Raw genomic sequence first — 24,336 nt, forward strand, 5'->3', positions numbered from 1 at the left:
TAGAAATGAGGAGAAGACAATGGGGTGGGATGATGTTTTTCTGAAGTTCCCTATTATAGAAACAAATAGATTAATCTTGAGAAAATTACGTAAAGAAGATGCTTCGAGATTGTATATCTATTTGTCTAAAGAGGAAGTTGTGCAGTACTACGACATAGAAAAATTTCCTTCAGTACAGGAGGCAGAGGAGTTAATAGAGAGTTTACTTTTTCGATATCAATCTCGAAATCAGATTAGATGGGGGATTACCCTTAAGGGAAAAAATGAAATTATCGGAACTTGTGGCTTTCATGCACTTGAAGAGGAGCATTTAAAAGGTGAAATTGGCTTTGATCTTGATCCGATATATTGGAAGAAAGGGTTTATGACAGAAGCTGTTAGTGGATTGGTTGAGTATGGTTTTGGAGAAATGAAGCTCAATCGAATAGAAGCTTTGTACTCTCCTTTAAACTATGCCTCTAAGAGAGTTCTTGAGAAAAATGGTTTTATAAAAGAAGGATTACTCAGAAATAGATTTTATAGCAAAGATAAATATATGGATGCTGTAATTTGTGCAATTTTAAAAGAAGATAGGAGAGTGGGGTTCTAAAATAAATTCCTCTCCTACCTTCTTAATTGCATTATAAAATATAAGTAAATCCTGAAAAGACAAATGCCAAGGTGATGGTAAAAATGAAAGTGCCACCTCTAACCTTTTCTTGTGAATTAGCGATTTTAATCCCCTCAATATACGAATAAATGAATAAATAGATTGCCATGATAAATGATAGGTATAGAGCCACAGATTCTAGCATGTCTCCCAATCCTTTCTCGATCGTTATCTCTCATTCCTATTAATATGAGGAAACTTTCTTCTTTATTCCCGCAAAGGTAGAAAATATAGTTGTTGAAATGTCGGTTTCAAATTTTGTTGAAAAAAAGTAAAAAATTATATTGAAATCATTTTTGAGGCATGGTATATTAGTTCTTGTCCTCAAGGAATACAACTTGTTTTAAAAATGAAAGTCAAAAAAACTTTTAAAAACTTGTTGACTTAAAATGAGGAAATGTGTTATATTAAAAAAGTCGCTTCTGAAGCGATAGTGAATTTTTCTTACAAACAAAAAAGCATAATTCACAATTAATGAATGATATTTTCGCTTTCGCGAAATAGAGGAATGGAATTTTCCTATAGGAAAATCCACTGCACTTTGAAAACTAAACAAATCATACGTCAACAAATAATAGTGGAGGCGACTGTACAGCTTCGACAAACATTGGAACTTCTGGCGGAAAAGTTCAAAAGACTTTGACAGAAGAAGTGAAATGGTCGAGAAGCTAGGAGCCGAAACTAGCCAACGTTTATTTTAAGATTTAAATTTAAGAGCTAATTCTTACTCTTTTTTGGAGAGTTTGATCCTGGCTCAGGACGAACGCTGGCGGCGTGCCTAATACATGCAAGTCGAGCGCTTGCACAAGAAAGCTTGCTTTCTTGTTGCTTGAGCGGCGGACGGGTGAGTAACACGTGGGCAACCTGCCTATAAGACTGGGATAACTTCGGGAAACCGGAGCTAATACCGGATAATGCTTTTGAACTCATGTTCTTAAGCTGAAAGATGGCCTCTCGCTATCACTTATAGATGGGCCCGCGGCGCATTAGCTAGTTGGTGAGGTAACGGCTCACCAAGGCCACGATGCGTAGCCGACCTGAGAGGGTGATCGGCCACACTGGGACTGAGACACGGCCCAGACTCCTACGGGAGGCAGCAGTAGGGAATCTTCCGCAATGGACGAAAGTCTGACGGAGCAACGCCGCGTGAGTGATGAAGGTTTTCGGATCGTAAAACTCTGTTGTTAGGGAAGAACAAGTACCGGAGTAACTGCCGGCACCTTGACGGTACCTAACCAGAAAGCCACGGCTAACTACGTGCCAGCAGCCGCGGTAATACGTAGGTGGCAAGCGTTGTCCGGAATTATTGGGCGTAAAGCGCGCGCAGGCGGTTCCTTAAGTCTGATGTGAAAGCCCCCGGCTCAACCGGGGAGGGTCATTGGAAACTGGGGAACTTGAGTGCAGAAGAGAAGAGCGGAATTCCACGTGTAGCGGTGAAATGCGTAGAGATGTGGAGGAACACCAGTGGCGAAGGCGGCTCTTTGGTCTGTAACTGACGCTGAGGCGCGAAAGCGTGGGGAGCAAACAGGATTAGATACCCTGGTAGTCCACGCCGTAAACGATGAGTGCTAAGTGTTAGAGGGTTTCCGCCCTTTAGTGCTGCAGCAAACGCATTAAGCACTCCGCCTGGGGAGTACGGCCGCAAGGCTGAAACTCAAAGGAATTGACGGGGGCCCGCACAAGCGGTGGAGCATGTGGTTTAATTCGAAGCAACGCGAAGAACCTTACCAGGTCTTGACATCCTTATGCCATCCCTAGAGATAGGGCTTTCCCTTCGGGGACATAAGTGACAGGTGGTGCATGGTTGTCGTCAGCTCGTGTCGTGAGATGTTGGGTTAAGTCCCGCAACGAGCGCAACCCTTGATCTTAGTTGCCAGCATTGAGTTGGGCACTCTAAGGTGACTGCCGGTGACAAACCGGAGGAAGGTGGGGATGACGTCAAATCATCATGCCCCTTATGACCTGGGCTACACACGTGCTACAATGGATGGTACAAAGGGCAGCAAAGCCGCGAGGTGGAGCGAATCCCATAAAACCATTCTCAGTTCGGATTGTAGGCTGCAACTCGCCTACATGAAGCCGGAATCGCTAGTAATCGCGGATCAGCATGCCGCGGTGAATACGTTCCCGGGCCTTGTACACACCGCCCGTCACACCACGAGAGTTTGTAACACCCGAAGTCGGTGGGGTAACCTGGTCCTTAATTTAGCCTCTTACTACTATGTAATAGGAAGCTAAATTAAGGACTAGGAGCCAGCCGCCTAAGGTGGGACAGATGATTGGGGTGAAGTCGTAACAAGGTAGCCGTATCGGAAGGTGCGGCTCGGATCACCTCCTTTCTAAGGAATATGGAGACTTAGATGTCTCATAATCGTAATGTTGATGGAAGCTTTTTTGACTCGTCAGAAAAGCCGTATGATTTGTTTAGTTTTGAGAGTGCAATACTCTCATATTAATAATAGGTGAATTAGAAGCGAGCAGATCGAGGAAACGACTGAGTGAGCACCGGAGTGTATTTGATACATGAGGAGCGGAACGAGGAAAGTTGACGAAGAAATGCGAAGCTTATCATTCGCCGTCTTGTACCTTGAAAACTAGATAATGAAGAAGAAGAACCAAGAAATAAACCGAGTAATCGCCATTTTAGTTTTTCTCTCTATATGTTTAGAGATTAAGTTTTAAAACAAAAACCGCGAGGGTTACGAGAAGCAAGCAGATCAAGGAAGCGACTGAACGAGCACCGGAACGTACGTAGTTGGTACGTGAGGAGCGCAGAGAGGGAGCTGACGCAGAGATGCGCCGCTTATCGGAAGCCGCAGGATGGTTAAGTTATGAAGGGCGCACGGTGGATGCCTTGGCACTAGGAGCCGATGAAGGACGGGACTAACACCGATATGCTTCGGGGAGCTGTAAGTAAGCTTTGATCCGGAGATTTCCGAATGGGGAAACCCATCATTCGTAATGGGATGATATCTTTACCTGAATACATAGGGTAATGAAGGCAGACCCGGGGAACTGAAACATCTAAGTACCCGGAGGAAGAGAAAGCAAACGCGATTCCCTGAGTAGCGGCGAGCGAAACGGGATTAGCCCAAACCAAGAGGCTTGCCTCTTGGGGTTGTAGGACACTCTATACGGAGTTACAAAGGAACGAAGTAAACGAACAAGTCTGGAAAGGCTGGTCAAAGAAGGTAACAACCCTGTAGTTGAAACTTCGTTCCCTCTTGAGTGGATCCTGAGTACGGCGGGACACGAGAAATCCCGTCGGAAGCTGGGAGGACCATCTCCCAAGGCTAAATACTCCCTAGTGACCGATAGTGAACCAGTACCGTGAGGGAAAGGTGAAAAGCACCCCGGAAGGGGAGTGAAAGAGATCCTGAAACCGTGTGCCTACAAGTAGTTAGAGCCCTTTAACGGGTGATAGCGTGCCTTTTGTAGAATGAACCGGCGAGTTACGATTGCATGCGAGGTTAAGTTGAGAAGACGGAGCCGCAGCGAAAGCGAGTCTTAAGTAGGGCGTTTTAGTATGTAGTCGTAGACCCGAAACCAGGTGATCTACCCATGTCCAGGTTGAAGTTCAGGTAACACTGAATGGAGGACCGAACCCACGCACGTTGAAAAGTGCGGGGATGAGGTGTGGGTAGCGGAGAAATTCCAATCGAACTTGGAGATAGCTGGTTCTCTCCGAAATAGCTTTAGGGCTAGCCTCACGAAAAACGAGTCTTGGAGGTAGAGCACTGTTTGGACTAGGGGCCCTCATCGGGTTACCGAATTCAGACAAACTCCGAATGCCAAGTACTTAAGCGTGGGAGTCAGACTGCGAGTGATAAAATCCGTAGTCAAAAGGGAAACAGCCCAGACCACCAGCTAAGGTCCCAAAGTATACGTTAAGTGGAAAAGGATGTGGGGTTGCTTAGACAACCAGGATGTTGGCTTAGAAGCAGCCACCATTTAAAGAGTGCGTAATAGCTCACTGGTCGAGTGACCCCGCGCCGAAAATGTACCGGGGCTAAACGTATCACCGAAGCTGTGGGTGTACACCGTTGGTGTACGCGGTAGGAGAGCGTTCTAAGGGCGTTGAAGCTAGACCGGAAGGACTGGTGGAGCGCTTAGAAGTGAGAATGCCGGTATGAGTAGCGAAAGATGGGTGAGAATCCCATCCACCGAATGCCTAAGGTTTCCTGAGGAAGGCTCGTCCGCTCAGGGTTAGTCGGGACCTAAGCCGAGGCCGAAAGGCGTAGGCGATGGACAACAGGTTGATATTCCTGTACCACCTCGTTTTTGTTTGAGCGATGGGGGGACGCAGGAGGATAGGGTAAGCGCACTGCTGGATATGTGCGTCTAAGCAGTTAGGCTGGTAAACAGGAAAATCCGTTTACCGCAAAGGCTGAGCTGTGATAGCGAGGGAAATAGAGTACCGAAGTTCCTGATTCCACACTGCCAAGAAAAGCCTCTAGTGAGAAAACAGGTGCCCGTACCGCAAACCGACACAGGTAGGCGAGGAGAGAATCCTAAGGTGAGCGAGAGAACTCTCGTTAAGGAACTCGGCAAAATGACCCCGTAACTTCGGGAGAAGGGGTGCTTTTTAGGGTGAATAGCCCTGAAAAGCCGCAGTGAATAGGCCCAGGCGACTGTTTAGCAAAAACACAGGTCTCTGCGAAGCCGCAAGGCGAAGTATAGGGGCTGACGCCTGCCCGGTGCTGGAAGGTTAAGAGGAGGGGTTAGCTTACGCGAAGCTCTGAATTGAAGCCCCAGTAAACGGCGGCCGTAACTATAACGGTCCTAAGGTAGCGAAATTCCTTGTCGGGTAAGTTCCGACCCGCACGAAAGGCGTAACGATCTGGGCACTGTCTCAACGAGAGACTCGGTGAAATTATAGTACCTGTGAAGATGCAGGTTACCCGCGACAGGACGGAAAGACCCCGTGGAGCTTTACTGTAGCCTGATATTGAATTTTGGTACAGCTTGTACAGGATAGGTAGGAGCCTGAGAAGCCGGAGCGCTAGCTTCGGTGGAGGCGTCGGTGGGATACTACTCTGGCTGTATTGACATTCTAACCCGCACCTCTAATCGAGGTGGGAGACAGTGTCAGGTGGGCAGTTTGACTGGGGCGGTCGCCTCCTAAAGAGTAACGGAGGCGCCCAAAGGTTCCCTCAGAATGGTTGGAAATCATTCGTAGAGTGTAAAGGCACAAGGGAGCTTGACTGCGAGACCTACAAGTCGAGCAGGGACGAAAGTCGGGCTTAGTGATCCGGTGGTTCCGCATGGAAGGGCCATCGCTCAACGGATAAAAGCTACCCCGGGGATAACAGGCTTATCTCCCCCAAGAGTCCACATCGACGGGGAGGTTTGGCACCTCGATGTCGGCTCATCGCATCCTGGGGCTGTAGTCGGTCCCAAGGGTTGGGCTGTTCGCCCATTAAAGCGGTACGCGAGCTGGGTTCAGAACGTCGTGAGACAGTTCGGTCCCTATCCGTCGTGGGCGTAGGAAATTTGAGAGGAGCTGTCCTTAGTACGAGAGGACCGGGATGGACGCACCGCTGGTGTACCAGTTGTTCTGCCAAGAGCATCGCTGGGTAGCTATGTGCGGAAGGGATAAGTGCTGAAAGCATCTAAGCATGAAGCCCCCCTCAAGATGAGATTTCCCATAGCGTAAGCTAGTAAGAACCCTGAAAGATGATCAGGTTGATAGGTCAGAGGTGGAAGCGTGGTGACACGTGGAGCTGACTGATACTAATCGTTCGAGGACTTAACCAAATAGAAAAGTGAAGGTGACTGTTCAACCTCGATAGACGTTGGAGGGCCAGCACTGCAAATCCTGGGTTTGGATTTGTGGAGATGGACCGAAACGGCCGAGAGGTTAGGAGCCGGAACTGGACAAAGGTTACTCGGATTTCACTCTTCTTCATTCATTATCTAGTTTTGAAGGTGCAATTATTTTCATTATAAGAAAATATTGTTCTTAACCATTTTCACAATAGTGAAATAAGGTTACATAAAATCCTATTATGAAATTTGAATATTTTTAACTTGATGAGATATGAAATAAATTCTTTTATATTTCCTCTTGAAAAAATAGTTAAAACCATTATAATAGAATTTGTCTTGATAATTTAAATAGGTCCGGTGACAATGGCGAGAAGGTCACACCCGTTCCCATACCGAACACGGAAGTTAAGCTTCTCAGCGCCAATGGTAGTTAGGGGCTGTCCCCTTGTGAGAGTAGGACGTTGCCGGGCTATTTAAATAAAAATACTATTTTGGAGGATTAGCTCAGCTGGGAGAGCACCTGCCTTACAAGCAGGGGGTCGGCGGTTCGATCCCGTCATCCTCCACCAGAATTTTTCGATGTAAAATAATTTACTATTTGCCGGCCTAGCTCAATTGGTAGAGCAACTGACTTGTAATCAGTAGGTTGGGGGTTCAAGTCCTCTGGCCGGCACCACTTTATTTGAGAGCCATTAGCTCAGTCGGTAGAGCAACAAGCGATTCATCTATGAATTTGCTACGAGTTGTACCCATCGAGCTGCTACTTGATTTAACTTTCTGAGATGGGGACATCGTAGATGGTTTTCATCTTAAAATAAAGAATTTAATAGTAGCGCATTTTTACTTGAGAGCCATTAGCTCAGTCGGTAGAGCATCTGACTTTTAATCAGAGGGTCGAAGGTTCGAGTCCTTCATGGCTCACCAAAGTTTTTTCGACGTAGGAGAAAAAAACTTTCCTTGATATACTACGTCAGCGAAAAAAACTTTTTATTATTTTTGCATTTGCAAAAATAACATTATGCGGGTGTGGCGGAATTGGCAGACGCACTAGACTTAGGATCTAGCGCCGCAAGGCGTGGGGGTTCGACTCCCTTCACCCGCACTTTACTTAAAAATGAATATCTGCTTTTTTGATTGTTTAATGATGCGGAAGTAGTTCAGTGGTAGAACACCACCTTGCCAAGGTGGGGGTCGCGGGTTCGAATCCCGTCTTCCGCTCCAATCATTAGCCGGGGTGGCGGAACTGGCAGACGCACAGGACTTAAAATCCTGCGGTAGGTGACTACCGTACCGGTTCGATTCCGGTCCTCGGCATTAAAGTTTTTTCACATAAGAGAAAATAACTAAAACTATTGCGCCCGTAGCTCAATTGGATAGAGCGTTTGACTACGGATCAAAAGGTTAGGGGTTCGACTCCTCTCGGGCGCGCCATATAACGGGAAGTAGCTCAGCTTGGTAGAGCACTTGGTTTGGGACCAAGGGGTCGCAGGTTCGAATCCTGTCTTCCCGACCATTATAATATTTGGGGCCTTAGCTCAGCTGGGAGAGCGCCTGCCTTGCACGCAGGAGGTCAGCGGTTCGATCCCGCTAGGCTCCACCAAAAATTTTTCACGAAACGAAGTGAAGTGAAAATATTTTACCTTAGCTTTCACGAAACGAAGTGAAGTAAAAATATTCTTCCTTATTTTTTACGAAATAAAGTGAATATAAACAATTTGTTTTTTCCTTTGGCGGTGTAGCTCAGCTGGCTAGAGCATTCGGTTCATACCCGAAAGGTCGTGGGTTCGACTCCCTCCGCCGCTACCAAATTTATTTTTACAACAAAAACTTTATTGGACCTTTAGCTCAGCTGGTTAGAGCAGACGGCTCATAACCGTCCGGTCGTAGGTTCGAGTCCTACAAGGTCCACCATATATATTTACACGGAGGAATACCCAAGTCCGGCTGAAGGGATCGGTCTTGAAAACCGACAGGCGGGTCAAACCGCGCAGGGGTTCGAATCCCCTTTCCTCCTCCAGTTTCAATTTTATACTATTATCGCGGGGTGGAGCAGTCTGGTAGCTCGTCGGGCTCATAACCCGAAGGTCGCAGGTTCAAATCCTGCCTCCGCAATTGGTTTTATCAATCAAAGATTGTTAAAACAAGGAAAGCTATTTTCGCTAACGCGGAAAAGACAAGGAAAGCTATTTTCTCCTACGTCGAAAAAGACAAAGGAAAGCTATTTTCTCCTTACGTCGAAAAAGCTTTGGTCCGGTAGTTCAGTTGGTTAGAATGCCTGCCTGTCACGCAGGAGGTCGCGGGTTCGAGTCCCGTCCGGACCGCCATTTTAATATTGATATGGCTCAGTAGCTCAGTCGGTAGAGCAATGGACTGAAAATCCATGTGTCGGCGGTTCGATTCCGTCCTGAGCCATTTGCGGGTGTAGTTTAATGGTAAAACCACAGCCACGAGCAACACTTCGTTGAATCCTCGACGAGTTGCCTCGATGATAGGGCATCCCAGAGTAAGCTTGTAGAGTTAGAGGCATGACAAGGCCAAAATTGGGTAACAAAACTTAATAAAATTACAATATTTATGCGGGTGTAGTTTAATGGTAAAACCACAGCCTTCCAAGCTGTTGTCGTGGGTTCGATTCCCATCACCCGCTCCAAATAATGGGCCTATAGCTCAGCTGGTTAGAGCGCACGCCTGATAAGCGTGAGGTCGATGGTTCGAGTCCATTTAGGCCCACCATGTTTAGTTTTGATTTTTGCGTATTTGAGGAATATATAATAATTTTCCGCGGTAGCTCAGTGGTAGAGCAATCGGCTGTTAACCGATCGGTCGTAGGTTCGAATCCTACCCGCGGAGCCATATGGAGAAGTACTCAAGTGGCTGAAGAGGCGCCCCTGCTAAGGGTGTAGGTCGGGTAACCGGCGCGAGGGTTCAAATCCCTCCTTCTCCGCCATTTAGGCCCCTTGGTCAAGCGGTTAAGACACCGCCCTTTCACGGCGGTAACACGGGTTCGAATCCCGTAGGGGTCATAAAAAAAGCTGTTGACATTTAGTCAGCAGTTTTTTTTATTGTCTAGGAATTTATAAATTCCCTCGACTTGTGGATAAGTGTTCGATAAAATGTTCGTATAAACAGTTGGAGTATCGGTATGAAAAATTAACAGGAAAAATTCCGCTTAATGAGCAAGTATCATGAAAAAGAGCCGAAATAACAGGAAAAATTCCTGCTATTCCCTCAAAAAATGCCAAAATAAACGATTTTGCCCTCCATAAGCGGAAAATCTTCCGTTATTTCTCCTAAAAGGGACTTCATTGAGGAGATAAAAGGAAAAATTCCGCTTAAGGTTGAAAGATGGTTGGAGCAAAATAGGGTCTTATAGTAGAAATTTAGACAAACCGTAAATCGATGTGAATTCTTGAAGGCTAATATGAGTTTGACTCAATTTTTTTGTACGAGGAAAATCGAAGGTAGAAAGCGAAATGGGTCTTGCGTTAATACAAAAATAGAGAGAGGTGAATTTGAGGGTACTCAAATTCACCTTTCTCATGAGGTGAAGCTAGTTAGTATGTTTTTATGTTAGTGGTCCACCTTGTTCACGAATAGACTCAGGAACATTCGTGAATTTCTCGTTGTCAAATAATAAGAGGATTTTCCTTATTGGAGATAGAACTATGGATAAAGAATTATAAATCTAGTTGTTTCCGTTTAAAATGTGAGAGATAAGATTATTCATAAGGAGAGACCTGACGATGTATGAATTGAAAACAAAAGAAAATGATAATAGCGTTATAGAATTTATTGAAAATGTAGAGAGTCCGAAAAAAAGAGAAGATGCTTATCGATTACTGGATATTTTTACAGAAGTAACAGGTTATAAGGCAAAAATGTGGGGACCTAGTATTATTGGATTTGGTTCGTATCATTATAAATATGCTTCTGGGCATGAAGGAGATGCTCCTTTAGTGGGGTTTTCCCCTAGAAAAGCTAAGATTAGTTTATACTTTGCACCAGGAGATACAAAAAGAGAAGAGCTACTTGAGAGATTTGGAAAATATACGACAGGCAAGGCGTGTGTATATATCAATAAAGTAGCAGATATTGATGAGGAAGTTTTAAAAGAATTAATTGTTCAATCAGTTAAATTTTTGAGAGATTTGTATTCGCGGGTAGTAGAGTAGATATAAGTAAGGAAAGGTCCTTCAGTGGTGAAGGACCTTTCTTCATACTATGCTGAGTCTGTTAGAAAGAATAGTCTTTTAAAGAGAATTAATTTTTCCCATTTCCATTGCCTTTCCCATTTCCATTCCCGTTGTCATTGCCTTTCCCTTTCCCTTTTTTTCCGATGTTTAATTTTCCTTCTGCTCTTTCGCGGGTAACATTACCAAAGCTATCTGTTACTGTGACTTCAATCACCGCACCATTTCCCTCAACTTTGTTAGGAACAGTCCAATACCCGACATAGTGTCCATCTGATGTTTCCATCATTGGTAATTCGGTTGCATTTTGAATACCAAAGTCGGTTAATGGCATTAAGATCGAGAATTTTGCTCTTAAATTCGGTTCGCTATCAAACTCAATCACAACTGTTTGGCCAACTGATATATCTCGATCTTCGGTAGGAGTTAAGTTTGAAATCGTTGGTGCTGTGTAGTCTACCTCAACGGTGATAGACTCAGATTGAGAGTTTCCAGCTAAGTCACTAGCCACTACTTCAATCTCATTTGAACCTTCATCTAATAAAATTCGTTTCGAATAACGGCCATCTGTAACTGTAGCTTTTTGACCATTTACTTCAACGTAATCTAGATGTGCATCGGCTACCGTTCCTTCAACTGTCACCGTTTCTCGGTTAATCTTTTCACCATTAGTTGGACTATCAATGGTTAAATCTGGTGCTTCTGTATCGAGAATGACCGTGATAGCGTCTGATTCGTTCGCTCGTTCACCATTTACATAATTGACTGCTTGTAATTCATTTTCACCTTCTGTTAACGTAACTGGAATCGTAAATGTTCCATCCTCACCAATGGTTGCTTCTGCCACTTCTTCGCCATTATTTTGTAGCGCAATTGTTGTTGTTGGTGAAGCAGTACCTTCGACTTCAATCGATGGTTCATTGGTCATAAAACCATCTGAAGGAGAAGTGATTTGGATATTTTGAACAGCATAATCTACGCGAGCACGGATCATATAGTTCCCTTCACTAGTAGGGGATGGTGACCAAGTGCCTGCAACAGATTGGAAGCTTCTTCCTGCGTTTGGACCATTTTCATCAGTAGCTAACCCAGGGACATTAGGATTTACACCAGTCTGAACATAAACCATGTAGAAATCTCCTGAAACTTGGATGTTCTCTTCACGAAGATCTACGACCGTCCATTGACTTAAATCACGAATCGCTTCTGCCTCAATGGGGCCGGCTAATTTTTCGCCTGGTAATCCATCAGCTCCAGTTGCATCCCAAACTTCAACCGCAAATTCTGTAGCACCAGGAGATGGCCAGTCGGTTCCGTGGAACTGGAAAACACCTTCTGTTACAAGGGCTTCTTCTTCACCTTCAGGTAAGGACATACGAATTGCCCATTTGTTACCTGCATCATAGTAGGCACGGGCGTTTTCTGGAGTACCATCGTCATAACCAATTTCTCCACCTGGATAAGTGAATAACGGTTCAAGCTCGATATTTACTTCTTTGTTTTCATCAAAATTCACTTCTAATTCTGTGCCGATATATCCTCTGGCCGCTACTTTTAAGGTGTACATGCCTTCGTAAGCTGTTAGGCTATAGTTTCCGTCAGCATCTGTTTGTATCGGAGTAACATTGGCGTCTTCCACAAGGAAGAGGGTAGCACCTTCAATTGCTGCTCCAGAATTAGCACTTGTTATCGTACCGTTAACCGTTGCCTTTGGTAGTTCCTCAAGAACAAAATTAGCTGTTGAGATTTGATCTGCTGCAACGGTTACAGCTTGCTCTTCTGAACGGAAACCGTAAGATTCAGCTACTAATGTGAAGTCACCAGCCGAATGGACGAAAGAAAAGCTTCCGTCTGCAGGATTTGTACTCACAGATCTTCCATTTTCTAATACGGTCACTTTAGCATTAAGTGGAAGATTTGAAACTTCATTTTCGATTAATTGTACTTGCTCATTTTTTGTAAGTTCTGGTTGGATCTTATTCGGATCTACTTTTTCGGTATCTTTTTTCTCCGTTGTTTCTTTTGGTATCGTAATGCTAGCAGCAGGCTCATCGACATTTAAAGATGTGTCAGATAATGCAACATTATCAATATACCACCCATCTCTTAGGACACTACCATCCGTGTCTAAATTGAAAGCAACATAAACTCTTTCACCAGCGTATTCAGATAAATCAACCTCAACAGGTGACCATTGCTCTTGAACATTCGTTAGACGTAGCGCTTGGGTCCACTGCTGCATGTCAGTTGAGATGAATACATGTGCGAAATCCCAGTTGTTTTCAATGTTATACCAGTGATCAAACTGTAAATAGGAATTTCCTTCTGGTAAATCAATTGGAGGCATAAGCAATGTTGAATTCTCATTGTTGTTATATGTTCCAGTCGGATTCGTTGCAAATACGTATTCACCAGAAACAGCTTCTCCTGGACCAGATGTCGGAATCCCACGAGCCCAAGAGTTATTATCCCCATAACTGGACCAGCCAACTGGCTCTGTTTCAAAATCAGCATAGTATCCGGTAGAAATACCTGATGCAACATTGGTGACATATGGATCACTTGTCACAGTGTTATTGCCGAAATCGCTTACTGTGACTGTATAAGATAGTTCTCCTTCTATGATATCTTCACCTGGAATTGTAGCTACATAGGAACCTGAACGGAAATCCCCAGATGTTCTTGTCGCTTCAACAGAGCCTTCGACCCCATCTTCGTTGACATAATCAACGGTTACGGATGTTACACTAACATTGTCACTTGCTAATACTGTTACATCTAAATCCATATTGGAGTAGACTTCTTCGAAAGGAGCATGCTCGAACACAGGAGCTTCTGAATCTTCTCCTTCCATCGTAACGGAGCCTTCAATCGTTCCTAATCCATCCATGATCGATGAAACGGCATCAAAGGCGTTGACTAAACCATATCCAAAGCCATTGTTCGGTGATTCTGGATACTGGGTATTTGTAAGTGGAGTTGCCGTATTCGTTAATATTTCTTCGATGTCATCAACAGATAAATTAGAATTTACCTGTAATAACAAGGCGACAACACCTGATACAGCTGGGCCAGCCATTGATGTCCCGTTCCATCCGCCTTCATAACTACTACCTGGAACAGAAGAGCGAATATTTACACCAGGAGCAGAAATTTCAGGTTTAATTTCACCATATGGCGAAGGTCCAAGTAATGAGAAGCTTGCTAAATTATTGTTTGAATCTGTTGCACCTGTTGCAAATGATTCTGGATAGTTAGCAGGTACTGCAACAGAGCCTGGTCCTCCTGGATTCGTTAATGTAGTATTACCAGCAGAGAATTCAGGGAAGATATCAGCAGCACGCCAAGCACTGACGATATCACGATACCATTCGTCTAAGCCAGGTCCGCCGCCCCATGAGTTATTAATGACATCTGGTGCTTTCGTAAGGTCTCCGCCAGGTGCCATCATCCATTGACCTGCATTAATGAGTTGAAGATCAGTCGCTGTACCAGCTGCACTTAAAGCTTTCGCATGAATGAATTTTGCACCAGGTGCAACACCGATTTGATTGGAATCATTCGGTTCGCTACCGACCATCGTTCCTGTAACGTGAGTACCATGACCATGATCATCATAGGCATCGGCGCGTCCATTTACAGCATCAAAGAAGCTGTATGTATGGTCGACTTCACCTGTTGCTGCATCGTAGCCTCGATATTTCTCCATTAATGCTGGGTGATTCCATTGTGCTCCTGTGTCAATCGCACCAACTACGATTCCAGAGCCGTCGATTCCCATGTTCCAAACATCAGGAGCTCCGACTCGCTCTACATTCCATTCGATGTTTTGGATTTCAGATTGAATAGCAGGTGCTTCTTTATCCACAGTTGGTTCAATTAATTTTCTTTCTTCATTCGGTAACAATTTTTCAACTTCTTGAAATTGAGCGAGCTGTTCCGCTACCTCTTTTGTTGATGTAACGGCAATCGTGTTGACGATATAAAAAGATTCATAGTCACTAACAGAACCTTCTTCTACCATTTTATCGAGGAATTGTTTGACATTATCTTGTGTGGTTAAGGCAGTATACTTCAGTTCTGATATAACTGCAGAACGTTGAGCATATTCAACGTTAACGGATGAGAGGCCGTTCTTTTGAGCACTAGTAATAGCATCTTTTGCAATCTTTTCTACATCTGCTTTTTCTTTAAATTTAACAAAGAATGTTACCTTATCATCATCCTTTGAAAATTCCTCGGTGAGACTATTACTAATTTTAGTTTGGGTAGATTCAGAAGTGTTTTTTAATGAACGACTTATTTCGTTAGATTGGGCAAAACTCGTACTTGGAATAACCAAGGACAGCAACATTAAAAATGTTAGAAAAATACTTAAGTACCTCTTCAACCTATTTCCTCCTCTCGAGATAAAAGCCTTCCTCCTGAAATTACTAGCCTCCTTTCTCAATTTATCAACCACGATGTCTAATCATGGATGTTACTGTTTACTATATAAGTAGAAGAGGGGAAATCCTGTCGAATAATGGGGGTGAAATGTCGGAAAAATCAATAACAGTAGATTCGTAGTATCTCAAAATCCAACATCAGTAAATTGTACCCTATTTTTTTTAGTCCAATTGTCTATGATTTTCCCAATAATTAGAGATAAAATTACAGATTTTTAAAATTATTTCAAAAAATGAAAACAAATTACTAGTTTAAGTTGCTAAAATATGTCCTTAATGAAATTAGTAAAATATTACCTAAAAAAAGAGGAGTCCTACTACAGGACATCCTCAAATTTACTCGTATTATTTAATAAAGTAATCGATAAATAGGCCGATGGATAAAAGGAAACCAAAAATTGTATTCGTTTGAGCCGTTGATTTCATCGCTGGCATCATTTGTATCGGTAAAGTTTTTCCGATAAAGCCTTTTGTTGCTTTCACAGCTTTTGGAATACTTAAGACGACAAGTGCTAACCAGACAGAAGAATAACCAATCATCATTAGTGCAAAGATCCATCCGTACGATACGATAAACATTCCTGCTAATAGATAGATCGCCTTTTTCCGACCTAATAAAATGGCTAGTGTTTTACGACCAAATTCCTTATCACCATCTAAATCACGAATGTTGTTGGCTAACAGGATGGCACCGACCAGTATGAAAATAGGTACGGAAATCAGTACGCTTGCAGTTGTAACTGTACCGACTTGAATAAAAAAACTGATTAAAATTATGCCCATCCCCATAAAGAAACCAGCAAATATTTCACCAAATGGAGTATATGCAATTGGTAGCGGACCACCTGTATAAAGATAACCGATAATCATACAAAATAGTCCAATAGCGGCTAACCACCAAGTAGTACTGATGCAAATGTAAACACCTATTAATATGGATATTCCATAAAGGCTTAATGCAATTTGCATGATGGTCTTTGGCTTCACTCCATCACGAACGATAGTTCCACCAATCCCGACAGATTCCTCTGTATCTAACCCTCTTTTATAGTCATAATACTCATTAAACATATTGGTTGCAGCTTGAATTAGTAAGCTTGCGATCAGCATTGCCAGGAATAATCCCACATGAATCGTTGTCTCATGTATCGCCATCGCTGTTCCTAGTAGAACAGGAACAAATGCAGCTGTTAGTGTATGGGGTCTTGTCAACTTCCACCAAACTTTCCAGCTTTTATTTGGAGATACAAGTGGGTAGCTTGTCTTTGTCTCTGTTTGCATGTCTCTCCCTCTCCTTATTATAGCTTTTAGAAATAAATCAAAAATAAATTGGTATTAATATAATGGGAAAATCAGCTTTAATAACACATACATCAATTTCAAGGTGAATAACATCCAAATTCAAGTTTAGGCAATCAGACAAAGGGTGTCAATGTCTTTTTACAGTTATTGTAGGACAAAATTACCAAACAAGAACCACTGCATCGTATCGTAAAAGGAGGTTGATAATATAATAAGGATAATAGTAGGAAGAAAGTGACTACTGTCATTGACATTTAAATACTTAGAGGTGTATTTTAGAATAAGTTTGTATTCTAGATAAAGCGGGGAAAGATTGTTATTATTATTCCTATACGAAAAACAGCGTAATGTAACACTTTATTATCTATACATGAACCTAAAGTTACATGAAGAGCCTTTTTTATTGGAGGGGATTTTTTGGTTACGATACTAGAAACGGAACTGAAAAAAGGGATTGAACAAGCAATTGAGAGAGCCAAAAAAAGCTTGGTCCCCATATTAGTAAGTGAAGTTCAAAAAATCGATCATATAGAGCCGTTATCTTTTTTTCGGGCAGGCCAGGAAAAGTTTCTTGGAGAACGTTTTTTTTGGAAGGATCCTGACGATGAAACATATTTAATTGGACTAGGAATAAGTGAGCAGATTCAGACTGATAAAATTTCGAATCGGTTTGAGATGGTTGAAAAAGAATGGAATAACTTAACAAAGAATGCGATCATTTTTAATTCTGAAGATAAAAAAGGAACAGGACCAATAATGTTTGGCGGTTTTTCCTTTGACCCACTAAAAGAAACGACTTCATTATGGTCTAAATATGCCCATTCATTATTTCATATTCCGCAATTTTTACTTACTGTGATGGATGGAGAGGCATACTTAACGACTAATGTATTTTGCACGAAGCATGATGATTTAACGATGTGGCAAAAGGTTATCCAAGAGAGACAAAAGATTCTATCTTTGGCATCGCTCTCAGTTGCGCAGCAAGAAGCAACAATTATTGATAATAAAGAAGTAGTGGACGCTGATCAATGGATAGAATCAGTCAAAAATCTTGTTGCCGACCTTAAAGCTGGGGAATTAAAAAAAGTCGTTTTAGCTCGAGAGCTCCGATTATATTTTAATAACCAGGTGTCGATAGATGCGGTTCTTCAACGCCTTTTACAGGAACAAAGGGCAAGCTTTACTTTTGCTTTTGAATCAAATGGTGATTGCTTTATTGGCGCATCTCCTGAGAGATTGGTTAAAAAAGAAAAGGGAAAATTATATTCTACTTGCTTGGCAGGATCGATTGCGAGAGGGAAAACAGAAGATGAGGACGAGCGTCTTGGTGATACGCTTCTAAATGATGACAAGAATTTAATTGAACATCAATATGTCGTCGAAATGATAAAAGCTGCCATGGAAAAAGCTTGTCAAAAAGTAGAGCTACCTAATCATCCAAGTCTTTTAAAAATGAGAGATATTCAACATTTATATACTCCAATTATAGGAACGTCACTAGAAGAAAGCTCATTGTTGCAAGTGGTAGATTCTTTGCATCCAACACCAGCACTTGGAGGCTTACCTCAGAGAGAAGCGGTAGCAAAAATTAGAAAGATTGAAGAGTTAGATCGTGGTTTTTATGCTGCCCCTCTTGGATGGTTGGATTATCAAGGAAACGGGGAATTTGCTGTTGCCATTCGATGTGCTCTTATACAAGGAAATGAAGCTTCCCTCTTTGCGGGATGTGGAATTGTACAGGATTCAGATGCAAATAGTGAATATGTAGAAACAAATATAAAATTTCGTCCCATGCTTTCAGCTCTTGGAGGGTTAGACAAATGAATAATCAAGAATCATTAACTTCATATATCGTAGCCTTTGTGGCTGAACTAGTTCAAACAGGAATAACAGATGTAGTCGTTAGTCCTGGCTCTCGTTCGACTCCGATGGCGATGATAATGGCTGAACATCCTGAACTTCAGGTTCATATCAATGTCGATGAACGGTCAGCGGCGTTTTTTGCGCTGGGAATGGCTAAGGCTTCAGGTAAAGCAGTTGGTCTATTATGCACATCAGGAACAGCTGCAGCGAATTATTATCCTGCAGTGGTCGAGGCATTTTATTCTAGAGTACCATTAGTTGTTTTAACAGCTGATCGTCCTCACGAGTTAAGAGACGTTGGTGCGCCTCAAGCAATCGATCAAATTCATTTATATGGAAAGCATGTGAAATGGTTTGTGGAGATGGCGATTCCAGAAAAAACAGAAGAAATGCAGGACTATGCTCGTAGTGTGTGCGCGCGAGCTGCAGCGATGGCGATTAAGGCTCCAGCAGGTCCGGTACATTTGAATTTTCCGTTTCGGGAACCACTCGTCCCAAACTTAGAACAAGAAGACCTCTTCCGTCTTGAGAAGCGAGAAGAAGGGTATGTATCGATTCATCATGGAGTTCCTTCACTAACAAACGACCTTGTGAAACGATTTGGCGAGCAATTAAAGGATTTTGAAAAGGCAATTATTGTTTGTGGTTCTTTAGAGGAAAAGGGATTTATTGAAGCAGTTATCCGATTTGCTGACCATTTGCAATTTCCAATCATTGCCGATCCTCTCTCCCAATTAAGGAGTGGCAAGCATGATGGGGCAAACATTATTGATACATATGATACTTTTTTGAGAAATGAAGAGGCAAAAAAAGCACTTAAACCAGATCTAATTATTCGCTTTGGAGCGATGCCTGTTTCCAAAGCATTAACGATCTTTTTAAAAGAAAACAAAGATGCAGAGCAATGGGTGATTGATAGTGGAGCGGGCTTTAGAGATCCATCTTTATTATCGACTTCCATGATCTATTGTAGCGAAACGGCCTTCTGCGATGACATGGCTAGCTATGTCGGAAAGAAAAGTACAAGTTCATTCTTGGCACAATGGCGTGAACTTAACTCTTTTACAAAGGAGAATCTTTTAAAAGTAAGAGAGGTCAACGAATTAAGTGAGGCAAAGCTATTCCATCAGCTTTCAGATGTCCTTCCTGAAGGTGCTACTTTATTTGTTGGAAATAGTATGCCCATCCGGGATTTAGATTCTTTCTTCCATTTTAATGAAAAATCGATCAAACTCATGGCCAATCGTGGAGCGAATGGGATTGATGGGACCATATCTACAGCACTAGGCGCGTCAACTGTCCTTGAACCTCTTTATCTTGTTGTGGGGGATTTGACCTTTTTCCATGACTTAAATGGGCTTATGGCAGCGAAACTTTACAATCTCAATCTGAAGATTATTGTTATTAATAACAATGGCGGCGGGATCTTTTCTTTCCTTCCTCAGGCCAATCATCCTAAAAATTTTGAGCGCTTGTTTGGTACACCTTTAGATCTAGACTTTAAACATGTTGTACATATGTATAATGGCTTATATGAGCTTGTTTCAGATTGGGATCATTTTACTTCCTCTTTCATGCGAAATTTGCAAAATAATGGACTATCTGTTATAGAAATAATGACAAATCGCGACATGAATTTAAAAGAACATCGAAATTTGTGGAATTTTGTTTCCCAGGAAATAAGTCGTTTTTTGAAAGGTGACTTGTCATGAGACATGTAATAGACGGCATTCGCTATAATGTCGAAACATATGGTGAAGGCTACCCAGTCATTTTGCTCCATGGTTTCACAGGGGATGCAACAAATTGGACTCCTTTTTTTGAACAATGGGGAAAACAGTCGGAATTATTTGCGGTCGACATTATTGGCCATGGGAAATCAGATTCTCCTGTAGAACTAGAACGCTATCATATGCTGTCAGTTGTTGATGATTTATTTCTGTTAATGGAGAAATTGAAAATCCAAAAAGCAGACTTTGTCGGTTATTCAATGGGTGGTAGACTCGCGTTATCCTTTGCAGCTAAATATCCAACAAAGGTTCGAAAATTGGTGTTAGAAAGTGCCACTCCAGGAATTGAGTCAGATGATGAGCGAAAGCTAAGATGTGAGCAGGACGGTAAACTTGCAGACTTTATTGTTGAAAAGGGCATGCCTGCATTTGTAGAATATTGGGAGAACATTCCTTTGTTCGCAAGTCAAAAGCATCTTCCTATTGAAGTTCAAAAACAAATAAGAGAACAAAGATTACGTAATTCGACTTTAGGCTTAGCCAATAGCTTAAGAGGGATGGGGACTGGTTCACAGCCTTCTTGGTGGGAGGAGCTTTCAGATCTCAAGGTAGAGATGCTCTTGATTACGGGAGCATTGGATCAAAAATTTTGTCAAATAGCAGAAAAAATGCTGAATAAAGTGGAACATGCCAAATGGGTGTCGGTTTCAGATTGTGGACATACAATTCATGTGGAGAATGCTGAAAAATTTGGTACAATAGTAGAAGGGTATTTGTCGAATACGATAAGTGGATGACAAAACCTTATAATATCATGGCTCTGATGCGATAAGTACAGAGTACAAATTTTATATGACGGAGGTTGCTGTATGTCAGTAGAATGGGTTGCAGGACGTCAGTATGAAGAGATCATATATGAAACATACAATGGAATCGCGAAAATCACGATTAATCGTCCACATGTACATAATGCGTTTACTCCAAGAACGGTTTCGGAGTTAATTGATGCGTTTGCTTATGCTCGTGATGATTCAAATGTAGGTGTTATTGTCTTAACAGGAGCTGGAGATAAGGCATTCTGTTCAGGTGGAGACCAAAAGGTACGTGGGCATGGGGGATATGTTGGAGACGACCAAATTCCTCGTTTAAACGTGCTTGATTTACAACGTTTAATTCGTGTGATTCCAAAGCCAGTTATTGCAATGGTCAAAGGATATGCGATTGGTGGCGGTCACGTATTACATGTCGTTTGTGACTTAACCATTGCTGCAGATAATGCCGTATTTGGTCAAACAGGACCGAATGTTGGTAGTTTTGATGCTGGTTATGGTTCTGGCTACTTAGCTAGAATTATCGGTCATAAAAAAGCACGTGAAATTTGGTTTTTATGCCGTCAGTATAATGCCCAAGAAGCATTAGATATGGGTCTTGTTAATACAGTTGTTCCACTAGACCAAGTAGAAGAAGAAACGATTAAATGGTGTGAAGAAATTCTTGAGAAAAGTCCAACTGCGCTTCGTTTCTTAAAAGCAGCAATGAATGCAGATACAGATGGCCTTGCTGGTCTTCAACAGTTTGCTGGAGATGCTACATTGCTTTATTACACAACAGATGAAGCGAAGGAAGGTCGTGACTCATTCAAAGAGAAACGTAAGCCTGACTTTGGTCAATTCCCTCGTTTCCCTTGATTTGAGAACTATATTTACACGTTGAAACAGCTTGATGATGTCATCAAGCTGTTTACTTTTATAACTTGGTGATGATATATGAACAATCAAACAATACCGAATCCGATCATAAAAAGGAGCTATTTAACTCCTGATCGTGTAGCAATTCATTTTGAAAACAAGGATTACACTTTTCAGGAACTATATGAACTGGGATGTAGAAAGGCTGGATATCTACAAAAGCTTGGCGTTAAAAAAGGGGACTATGTTGCTTGCCTATTAAAGAGCCATTTTGAAACAGCGGTGTTCCTTGTGTCTTTACAATTAATAGGAGGAACTGCGGTCCTTTTAAATAATCGTTTAACTGCGGAAGAACTCGTGTGGCAGATCAATGATTCAAAAGCTAACATTCTCATTACGGAAAAAGATTTTGTGGAAAAGGTCCAGACGGTGGAAACAAGATTTGAAAGCTTGACGACTGTATGGAAGGAAACGATAGATGCCGTACCTTTCGAAGAGCCGATAATTTTAGAAGAAATTGATTTGGAGACAGTTTGCACTGTCATGTATACTTCTGGTACTACCGGAAATCCGAAAGGGGTGCTGCAGACATATGGAAACCATTGGTGGAGTGCAACAGGATCTGCCCTTAATTTAGGCATTCATGAAGAAGATAGCTGGCTTTGTGCGGTTCCATTATTCCATATAAGTGGTTACTCTATCTTAATGAGAAGTCTGATCTATGGAATGAAGATGGTCCTTCACGAATCATTCCAAACAGATAAAGTGATAGAGTCTATTAAGAGGGAAAAGGTAACGATTATGTCCGTTGTTACGACGATGATGAATCGATTACTTGATGCGTTGGGAGAAGAAAAACTACCAGATAATTTTCGGTGCATGCTTTTAGGCGGAGGACCAGCTCCTCTACCCGTATTGGAGCAATGTGTTGAACGAAATATTCCAATCTATCAAACGTATGGAATGACTGAAACCTCGTCACAAATTGTCACCTTATCTCCTGAGTATAGTATTGAAAAATTAGGCTCAGCTGGAAAACCACTATTCCCATCTCAGTTGAAAATTGTTGATTCAGATGGTGCTGAGGTAGATGCTTATCAATCTGGGGAAATAATCGTTAAAGGACCGAATGTAACAAAAGGTTATTTACATCGAGAACACGATTATGAGCAATATTTTCTGGATGGCTGGTTTAAGACAGGAGATATCGGTTATTTAGACAAGGATGGCTTTCTTTTTGTTCAGGACCGTCGCTCTGATCTCATAATTTCTGGTGGAGAAAACATATATCCTGCGGAAATTGAAGGGGTTATTACTTCCCATCCAAATATAGAGGATGCAGGTGTAATTGGCATAGAAGATGAGAAATGGGGACAAATACCTGTTGCGTTTGTTGCTAAAAGTGGCGAATTAACGGAAGAAGAGATAATCGAATTTTGTAGAGGAAAACTGGCAAATTTTAAGCTTCCGAAAAAGGTATATTTTGTCGATCAGATCCCGAGAAATGCTTCAAGAAAATTACTGAGAAGAGTTTTAAGGGAAATGATTTAACCCGTACTCTTTATAAAGAGTACGGGCTTCCTTGTTTATTCATGAATAAATGCTGTCTCTAATGCTTTTAAGTTATCTTCCATAATTGAAAAGTACGTTTTGTTTTCTTTGATATCATTGTCAGTTAAAACGGAAAGGTTATGGAGAAATAAAGGCTCTGCTTTTAATTCATCTTGGACAATTTCAGCTAATTTAGAGCTGACATTTTGTTCAAAAAAGATATGATTGAGCTGGTGCTCCTTGGCCGTCGCTATAATTTTTTTTAACTGCTTTTGCGTAGGTTCGTTTGACGAAGAAATTCCGGATATACTAATTTGCTCAATACCGTAGCGTTTTTCCCAGTATCCGTATGCCGCATGTGAAACAATCATTTCTTTATGTTCTGCTTGATCTACTAAACTCACAAATTGGTTATTTAATTCGTCTAATTGGTCAGCAAGAACGTTGTAATTTGTTACTAATTGCTCTTTATATTCTGGTAATTGAGTAATGAGTTCGTCTTTAATTGCTTCGGCTAGTTCTTTTGCGTATAGAGGATCAATCCAAACATGAGGATCAATATCGCCATGATCATGACCGTCATCATGATGCTCATCCTTTTCATGGCTATCTTCATCAAAATGAATATGGTCACCAGCTGCCACTAACGTAACATTCTCATTCTCTAATGTTTGCTTTGCTTTATTGACAAACCCTTCCAAACCTAATCCAACATAAATAAAGAGGTCAGATTTGGCTAATTCGATCATATCTTTTTGTGATGGTTCATACGTATGTTCATCCGCACCTGGAGGATAAATCGTATCAACCGTAACGAATTCTTTTCCGATTTCTTCAGCAAAATATTGTAGAGGGTATACCGTTGTATAAATGTGTAACTTGTCATTTTCTTGATTGGCATTAGTGTTCTTTTCCTTTGAGCCACAACCTGCTAAAACAAGAATGAAAAGCATAATAAATAGGCTGATATTTTTTTGCATAATATACTCTCCTCGTTTAAAAAGCTATTGTTTTTGATCCTGTGATTTTGATTCATTTTAGGCTTTCAGCCATACTAAAAAGGCGTGAGATACTATAGTTTCTCACGAAAGGAGCTAAAATAGTTTTATCATTGAATTTTTTTAAATGGACTATAATAAAAAC

Annotated in this window: 11 protein-coding genes, 20 tRNA genes and 3 rRNA genes; 30 read left to right on the plus strand and 4 right to left on the minus strand. The window is 41.8% G+C overall.

The window, feature by feature from the left end; all coding sequences use genetic code 11:
• Positions 1-19: 19 nt before the first annotated feature.
• Positions 20-589, plus strand: a complete 570-nt coding sequence (locus tag AA0X71_RS05790; RefSeq protein ID WP_413360269.1) for a GNAT family N-acetyltransferase — start codon at positions 20-22, stop codon at positions 587-589.
• A 31-nt stretch (positions 590-620) separates the two neighbouring features.
• Here AA0X71_RS05790 and AA0X71_RS05795 read toward each other — a convergent pair whose 3' ends face one another.
• Positions 621-794: a hypothetical protein gene (locus AA0X71_RS05795; RefSeq protein ID WP_413360272.1), complete on the minus strand. Its 174-nt coding sequence runs from the start codon at positions 792-794 to the stop codon at positions 621-623.
• Between the two features lie 586 nt (positions 795-1,380).
• Here AA0X71_RS05795 and AA0X71_RS05800 point away from each other — a divergent pair.
• From AA0X71_RS05800 to AA0X71_RS05915, 24 genes are all read left to right on the plus strand, one after another.
• Positions 1,381-2,988 (plus strand): 16S ribosomal RNA (locus AA0X71_RS05800).
• 483 nt (positions 2,989-3,471) lie between these two features.
• A 23S ribosomal RNA gene (locus AA0X71_RS05805) occupies positions 3,472-6,406 on the plus strand.
• A 365-nt stretch (positions 6,407-6,771) separates the two neighbouring features.
• Positions 6,772-6,888: ribosomal RNA gene (gene rrf / locus AA0X71_RS05810) — 5S ribosomal RNA — on the plus strand.
• The 16S, 23S and 5S rRNA genes sit together here with 20 tRNA genes alongside, the layout of an rRNA operon.
• Positions 6,889-6,911: 23 nt before the next feature.
• Positions 6,912-6,987: transfer RNA gene (locus tag AA0X71_RS05815), tRNA-Val, on the plus strand.
• Positions 6,988-7,018: 31 nt separating this feature from the next.
• Positions 7,019-7,094: transfer RNA gene (locus AA0X71_RS05820), tRNA-Thr, on the plus strand.
• 172 nt (positions 7,095-7,266) lie between these two features.
• A tRNA-Lys gene (locus AA0X71_RS05825) sits at positions 7,267-7,342 on the plus strand.
• Between the two features lie 96 nt (positions 7,343-7,438).
• Positions 7,439-7,520, plus strand: a tRNA-Leu gene (locus AA0X71_RS05830).
• Between the two features lie 44 nt (positions 7,521-7,564).
• Positions 7,565-7,639: transfer RNA gene (locus AA0X71_RS05835), tRNA-Gly, on the plus strand.
• Positions 7,640-7,646: 7 nt separating this feature from the next.
• Positions 7,647-7,732: transfer RNA gene (locus tag AA0X71_RS05840), tRNA-Leu, on the plus strand.
• A gap of 40 nt (positions 7,733-7,772) precedes the next feature.
• Positions 7,773-7,849, plus strand: a tRNA-Arg gene (locus AA0X71_RS05845).
• A gap of 5 nt (positions 7,850-7,854) precedes the next feature.
• Positions 7,855-7,931, plus strand: a tRNA-Pro gene (locus tag AA0X71_RS05850).
• Between the two features lie 11 nt (positions 7,932-7,942).
• Positions 7,943-8,018, plus strand: a tRNA-Ala gene (locus AA0X71_RS05855).
• Positions 8,019-8,147: 129 nt separating this feature from the next.
• A tRNA-Met gene (locus AA0X71_RS05860) sits at positions 8,148-8,224 on the plus strand.
• 28 nt (positions 8,225-8,252) lie between these two features.
• Positions 8,253-8,329, plus strand: a tRNA-Ile gene (locus AA0X71_RS05865).
• Positions 8,330-8,342: 13 nt separating this feature from the next.
• Positions 8,343-8,435, plus strand: a tRNA-Ser gene (locus tag AA0X71_RS05870).
• 21 nt (positions 8,436-8,456) lie between these two features.
• Positions 8,457-8,530 (plus strand) — tRNA-Met (locus tag AA0X71_RS05875).
• Positions 8,531-8,665: 135 nt separating this feature from the next.
• Positions 8,666-8,742 (plus strand) — tRNA-Asp (locus tag AA0X71_RS05880).
• A 15-nt stretch (positions 8,743-8,757) separates the two neighbouring features.
• Positions 8,758-8,830: transfer RNA gene (locus AA0X71_RS05885), tRNA-Phe, on the plus strand.
• A 164-nt stretch (positions 8,831-8,994) separates the two neighbouring features.
• Positions 8,995-9,068, plus strand: a tRNA-Gly gene (locus AA0X71_RS05890).
• A gap of 6 nt (positions 9,069-9,074) precedes the next feature.
• Positions 9,075-9,151, plus strand: a tRNA-Ile gene (locus AA0X71_RS05895).
• Positions 9,152-9,196: 45 nt separating this feature from the next.
• Positions 9,197-9,271: transfer RNA gene (locus tag AA0X71_RS05900), tRNA-Asn, on the plus strand.
• A gap of 3 nt (positions 9,272-9,274) precedes the next feature.
• Positions 9,275-9,365: transfer RNA gene (locus AA0X71_RS05905), tRNA-Ser, on the plus strand.
• Between the two features lie 4 nt (positions 9,366-9,369).
• A tRNA-Glu gene (locus AA0X71_RS05910) sits at positions 9,370-9,441 on the plus strand.
• A 720-nt stretch (positions 9,442-10,161) separates the two neighbouring features.
• A complete protein-coding gene (locus tag AA0X71_RS05915; RefSeq protein WP_413360274.1) occupies positions 10,162-10,590 on the plus strand; it encodes a DUF1801 domain-containing protein in 429 nt (142 codons plus the stop codon).
• An 88-nt stretch (positions 10,591-10,678) separates the two neighbouring features.
• Here AA0X71_RS05915 and AA0X71_RS05920 read toward each other — a convergent pair whose 3' ends face one another.
• A complete protein-coding gene (locus AA0X71_RS05920) occupies positions 10,679-14,998 on the minus strand; it encodes a S8 family serine peptidase (protein WP_413360277.1) in 4,320 nt (1,439 codons plus the stop codon).
• 403 nt (positions 14,999-15,401) lie between these two features.
• Positions 15,402-16,337 carry a 1,4-dihydroxy-2-naphthoate polyprenyltransferase gene (locus tag AA0X71_RS05925; RefSeq protein ID WP_413360279.1) on the minus strand — a complete coding sequence of 312 codons (936 nt, stop codon included), beginning with the start codon at positions 16,335-16,337 and terminating at the stop codon, positions 15,402-15,404.
• Positions 16,338-16,775: 438 nt separating this feature from the next.
• Between AA0X71_RS05925 and AA0X71_RS05930 the strand changes: the two genes are divergently transcribed.
• From AA0X71_RS05930 to AA0X71_RS05950, 5 genes are all read left to right on the plus strand, one after another.
• Positions 16,776-18,185 (plus strand): isochorismate synthase, encoded by a 1,410-nt coding sequence (locus AA0X71_RS05930; protein WP_413360282.1) that lies wholly within the window; start codon positions 16,776-16,778, stop codon positions 18,183-18,185.
• Positions 18,182-19,936 carry a 2-succinyl-5-enolpyruvyl-6-hydroxy-3-cyclohexene-1-carboxylic-acid synthase gene (gene menD, locus AA0X71_RS05935; protein WP_413360285.1) on the plus strand — a complete coding sequence of 585 codons (1,755 nt, stop codon included), beginning with the start codon at positions 18,182-18,184 and terminating at the stop codon, positions 19,934-19,936. The genes AA0X71_RS05930 and menD overlap by 4 nt, the downstream gene beginning before the upstream one ends.
• On the plus strand, positions 19,933-20,751 hold the full coding sequence (gene menH, locus AA0X71_RS05940) for a 2-succinyl-6-hydroxy-2,4-cyclohexadiene-1-carboxylate synthase (RefSeq protein ID WP_413360287.1): 819 nt from the start codon (positions 19,933-19,935) through the stop codon (positions 20,749-20,751). Before menD ends, menH begins: the two co-directional genes overlap by 4 nt.
• 72 nt (positions 20,752-20,823) lie before the next feature.
• Entirely contained in the window at positions 20,824-21,642 is an 819-nt protein-coding gene (menB, locus tag AA0X71_RS05945) for a 1,4-dihydroxy-2-naphthoyl-CoA synthase (RefSeq protein ID WP_413360289.1), read from the plus strand.
• A 78-nt stretch (positions 21,643-21,720) separates the two neighbouring features.
• Complete coding sequence (locus AA0X71_RS05950) at positions 21,721-23,193, plus strand: o-succinylbenzoate--CoA ligase (protein WP_413360291.1); 1,473 nt, start codon at positions 21,721-21,723, stop codon at positions 23,191-23,193.
• A 35-nt stretch (positions 23,194-23,228) separates the two neighbouring features.
• Here the strand turns inward: AA0X71_RS05950 and AA0X71_RS05955 are convergent, their stop codons facing one another.
• Entirely contained in the window at positions 23,229-24,173 is a 945-nt protein-coding gene (locus AA0X71_RS05955) for a metal ABC transporter solute-binding protein, Zn/Mn family (RefSeq protein WP_413360294.1), read from the minus strand.
• Positions 24,174-24,336 lie beyond the last annotated feature (163 nt).

The sequence above is a fragment of the Robertmurraya phoenicis genome (assembly GCF_047302285.1).
In the GTDB taxonomy this organism is placed as follows: domain Bacteria; phylum Bacillota; class Bacilli; order Bacillales; family Cytobacillaceae; genus Robertmurraya.

Coding starts and splice junctions, on each gene's coding strand:
- AA0X71_RS05790 (WP_413360269.1), top strand. CDS start 20: ATGGGGTGGGATGATGTTTTTCTGAAGTTCCCTATTATAGAAACAAAT.
- AA0X71_RS05795 (WP_413360272.1), bottom strand. CDS start 794: ATGCTAGAATCTGTGGCTCTATACCTATCATTTATCATGGCAATCTAT.
- AA0X71_RS05915 (WP_413360274.1), top strand. CDS start 10,162: ATGTATGAATTGAAAACAAAAGAAAATGATAATAGCGTTATAGAATTT.
- AA0X71_RS05925 (WP_413360279.1), bottom strand. CDS start 16,337: ATGCAAACAGAGACAAAGACAAGCTACCCACTTGTATCTCCAAATAAA.
- menD (WP_413360285.1), top strand. CDS start 18,182: ATGAATAATCAAGAATCATTAACTTCATATATCGTAGCCTTTGTGGCT.
- menH (WP_413360287.1), top strand. CDS start 19,933: ATGAGACATGTAATAGACGGCATTCGCTATAATGTCGAAACATATGGT.
- menB (WP_413360289.1), top strand. CDS start 20,824: ATGTCAGTAGAATGGGTTGCAGGACGTCAGTATGAAGAGATCATATAT.
- AA0X71_RS05950 (WP_413360291.1), top strand. CDS start 21,721: ATGAACAATCAAACAATACCGAATCCGATCATAAAAAGGAGCTATTTA.
- AA0X71_RS05955 (WP_413360294.1), bottom strand. CDS start 24,173: ATGCAAAAAAATATCAGCCTATTTATTATGCTTTTCATTCTTGTTTTA.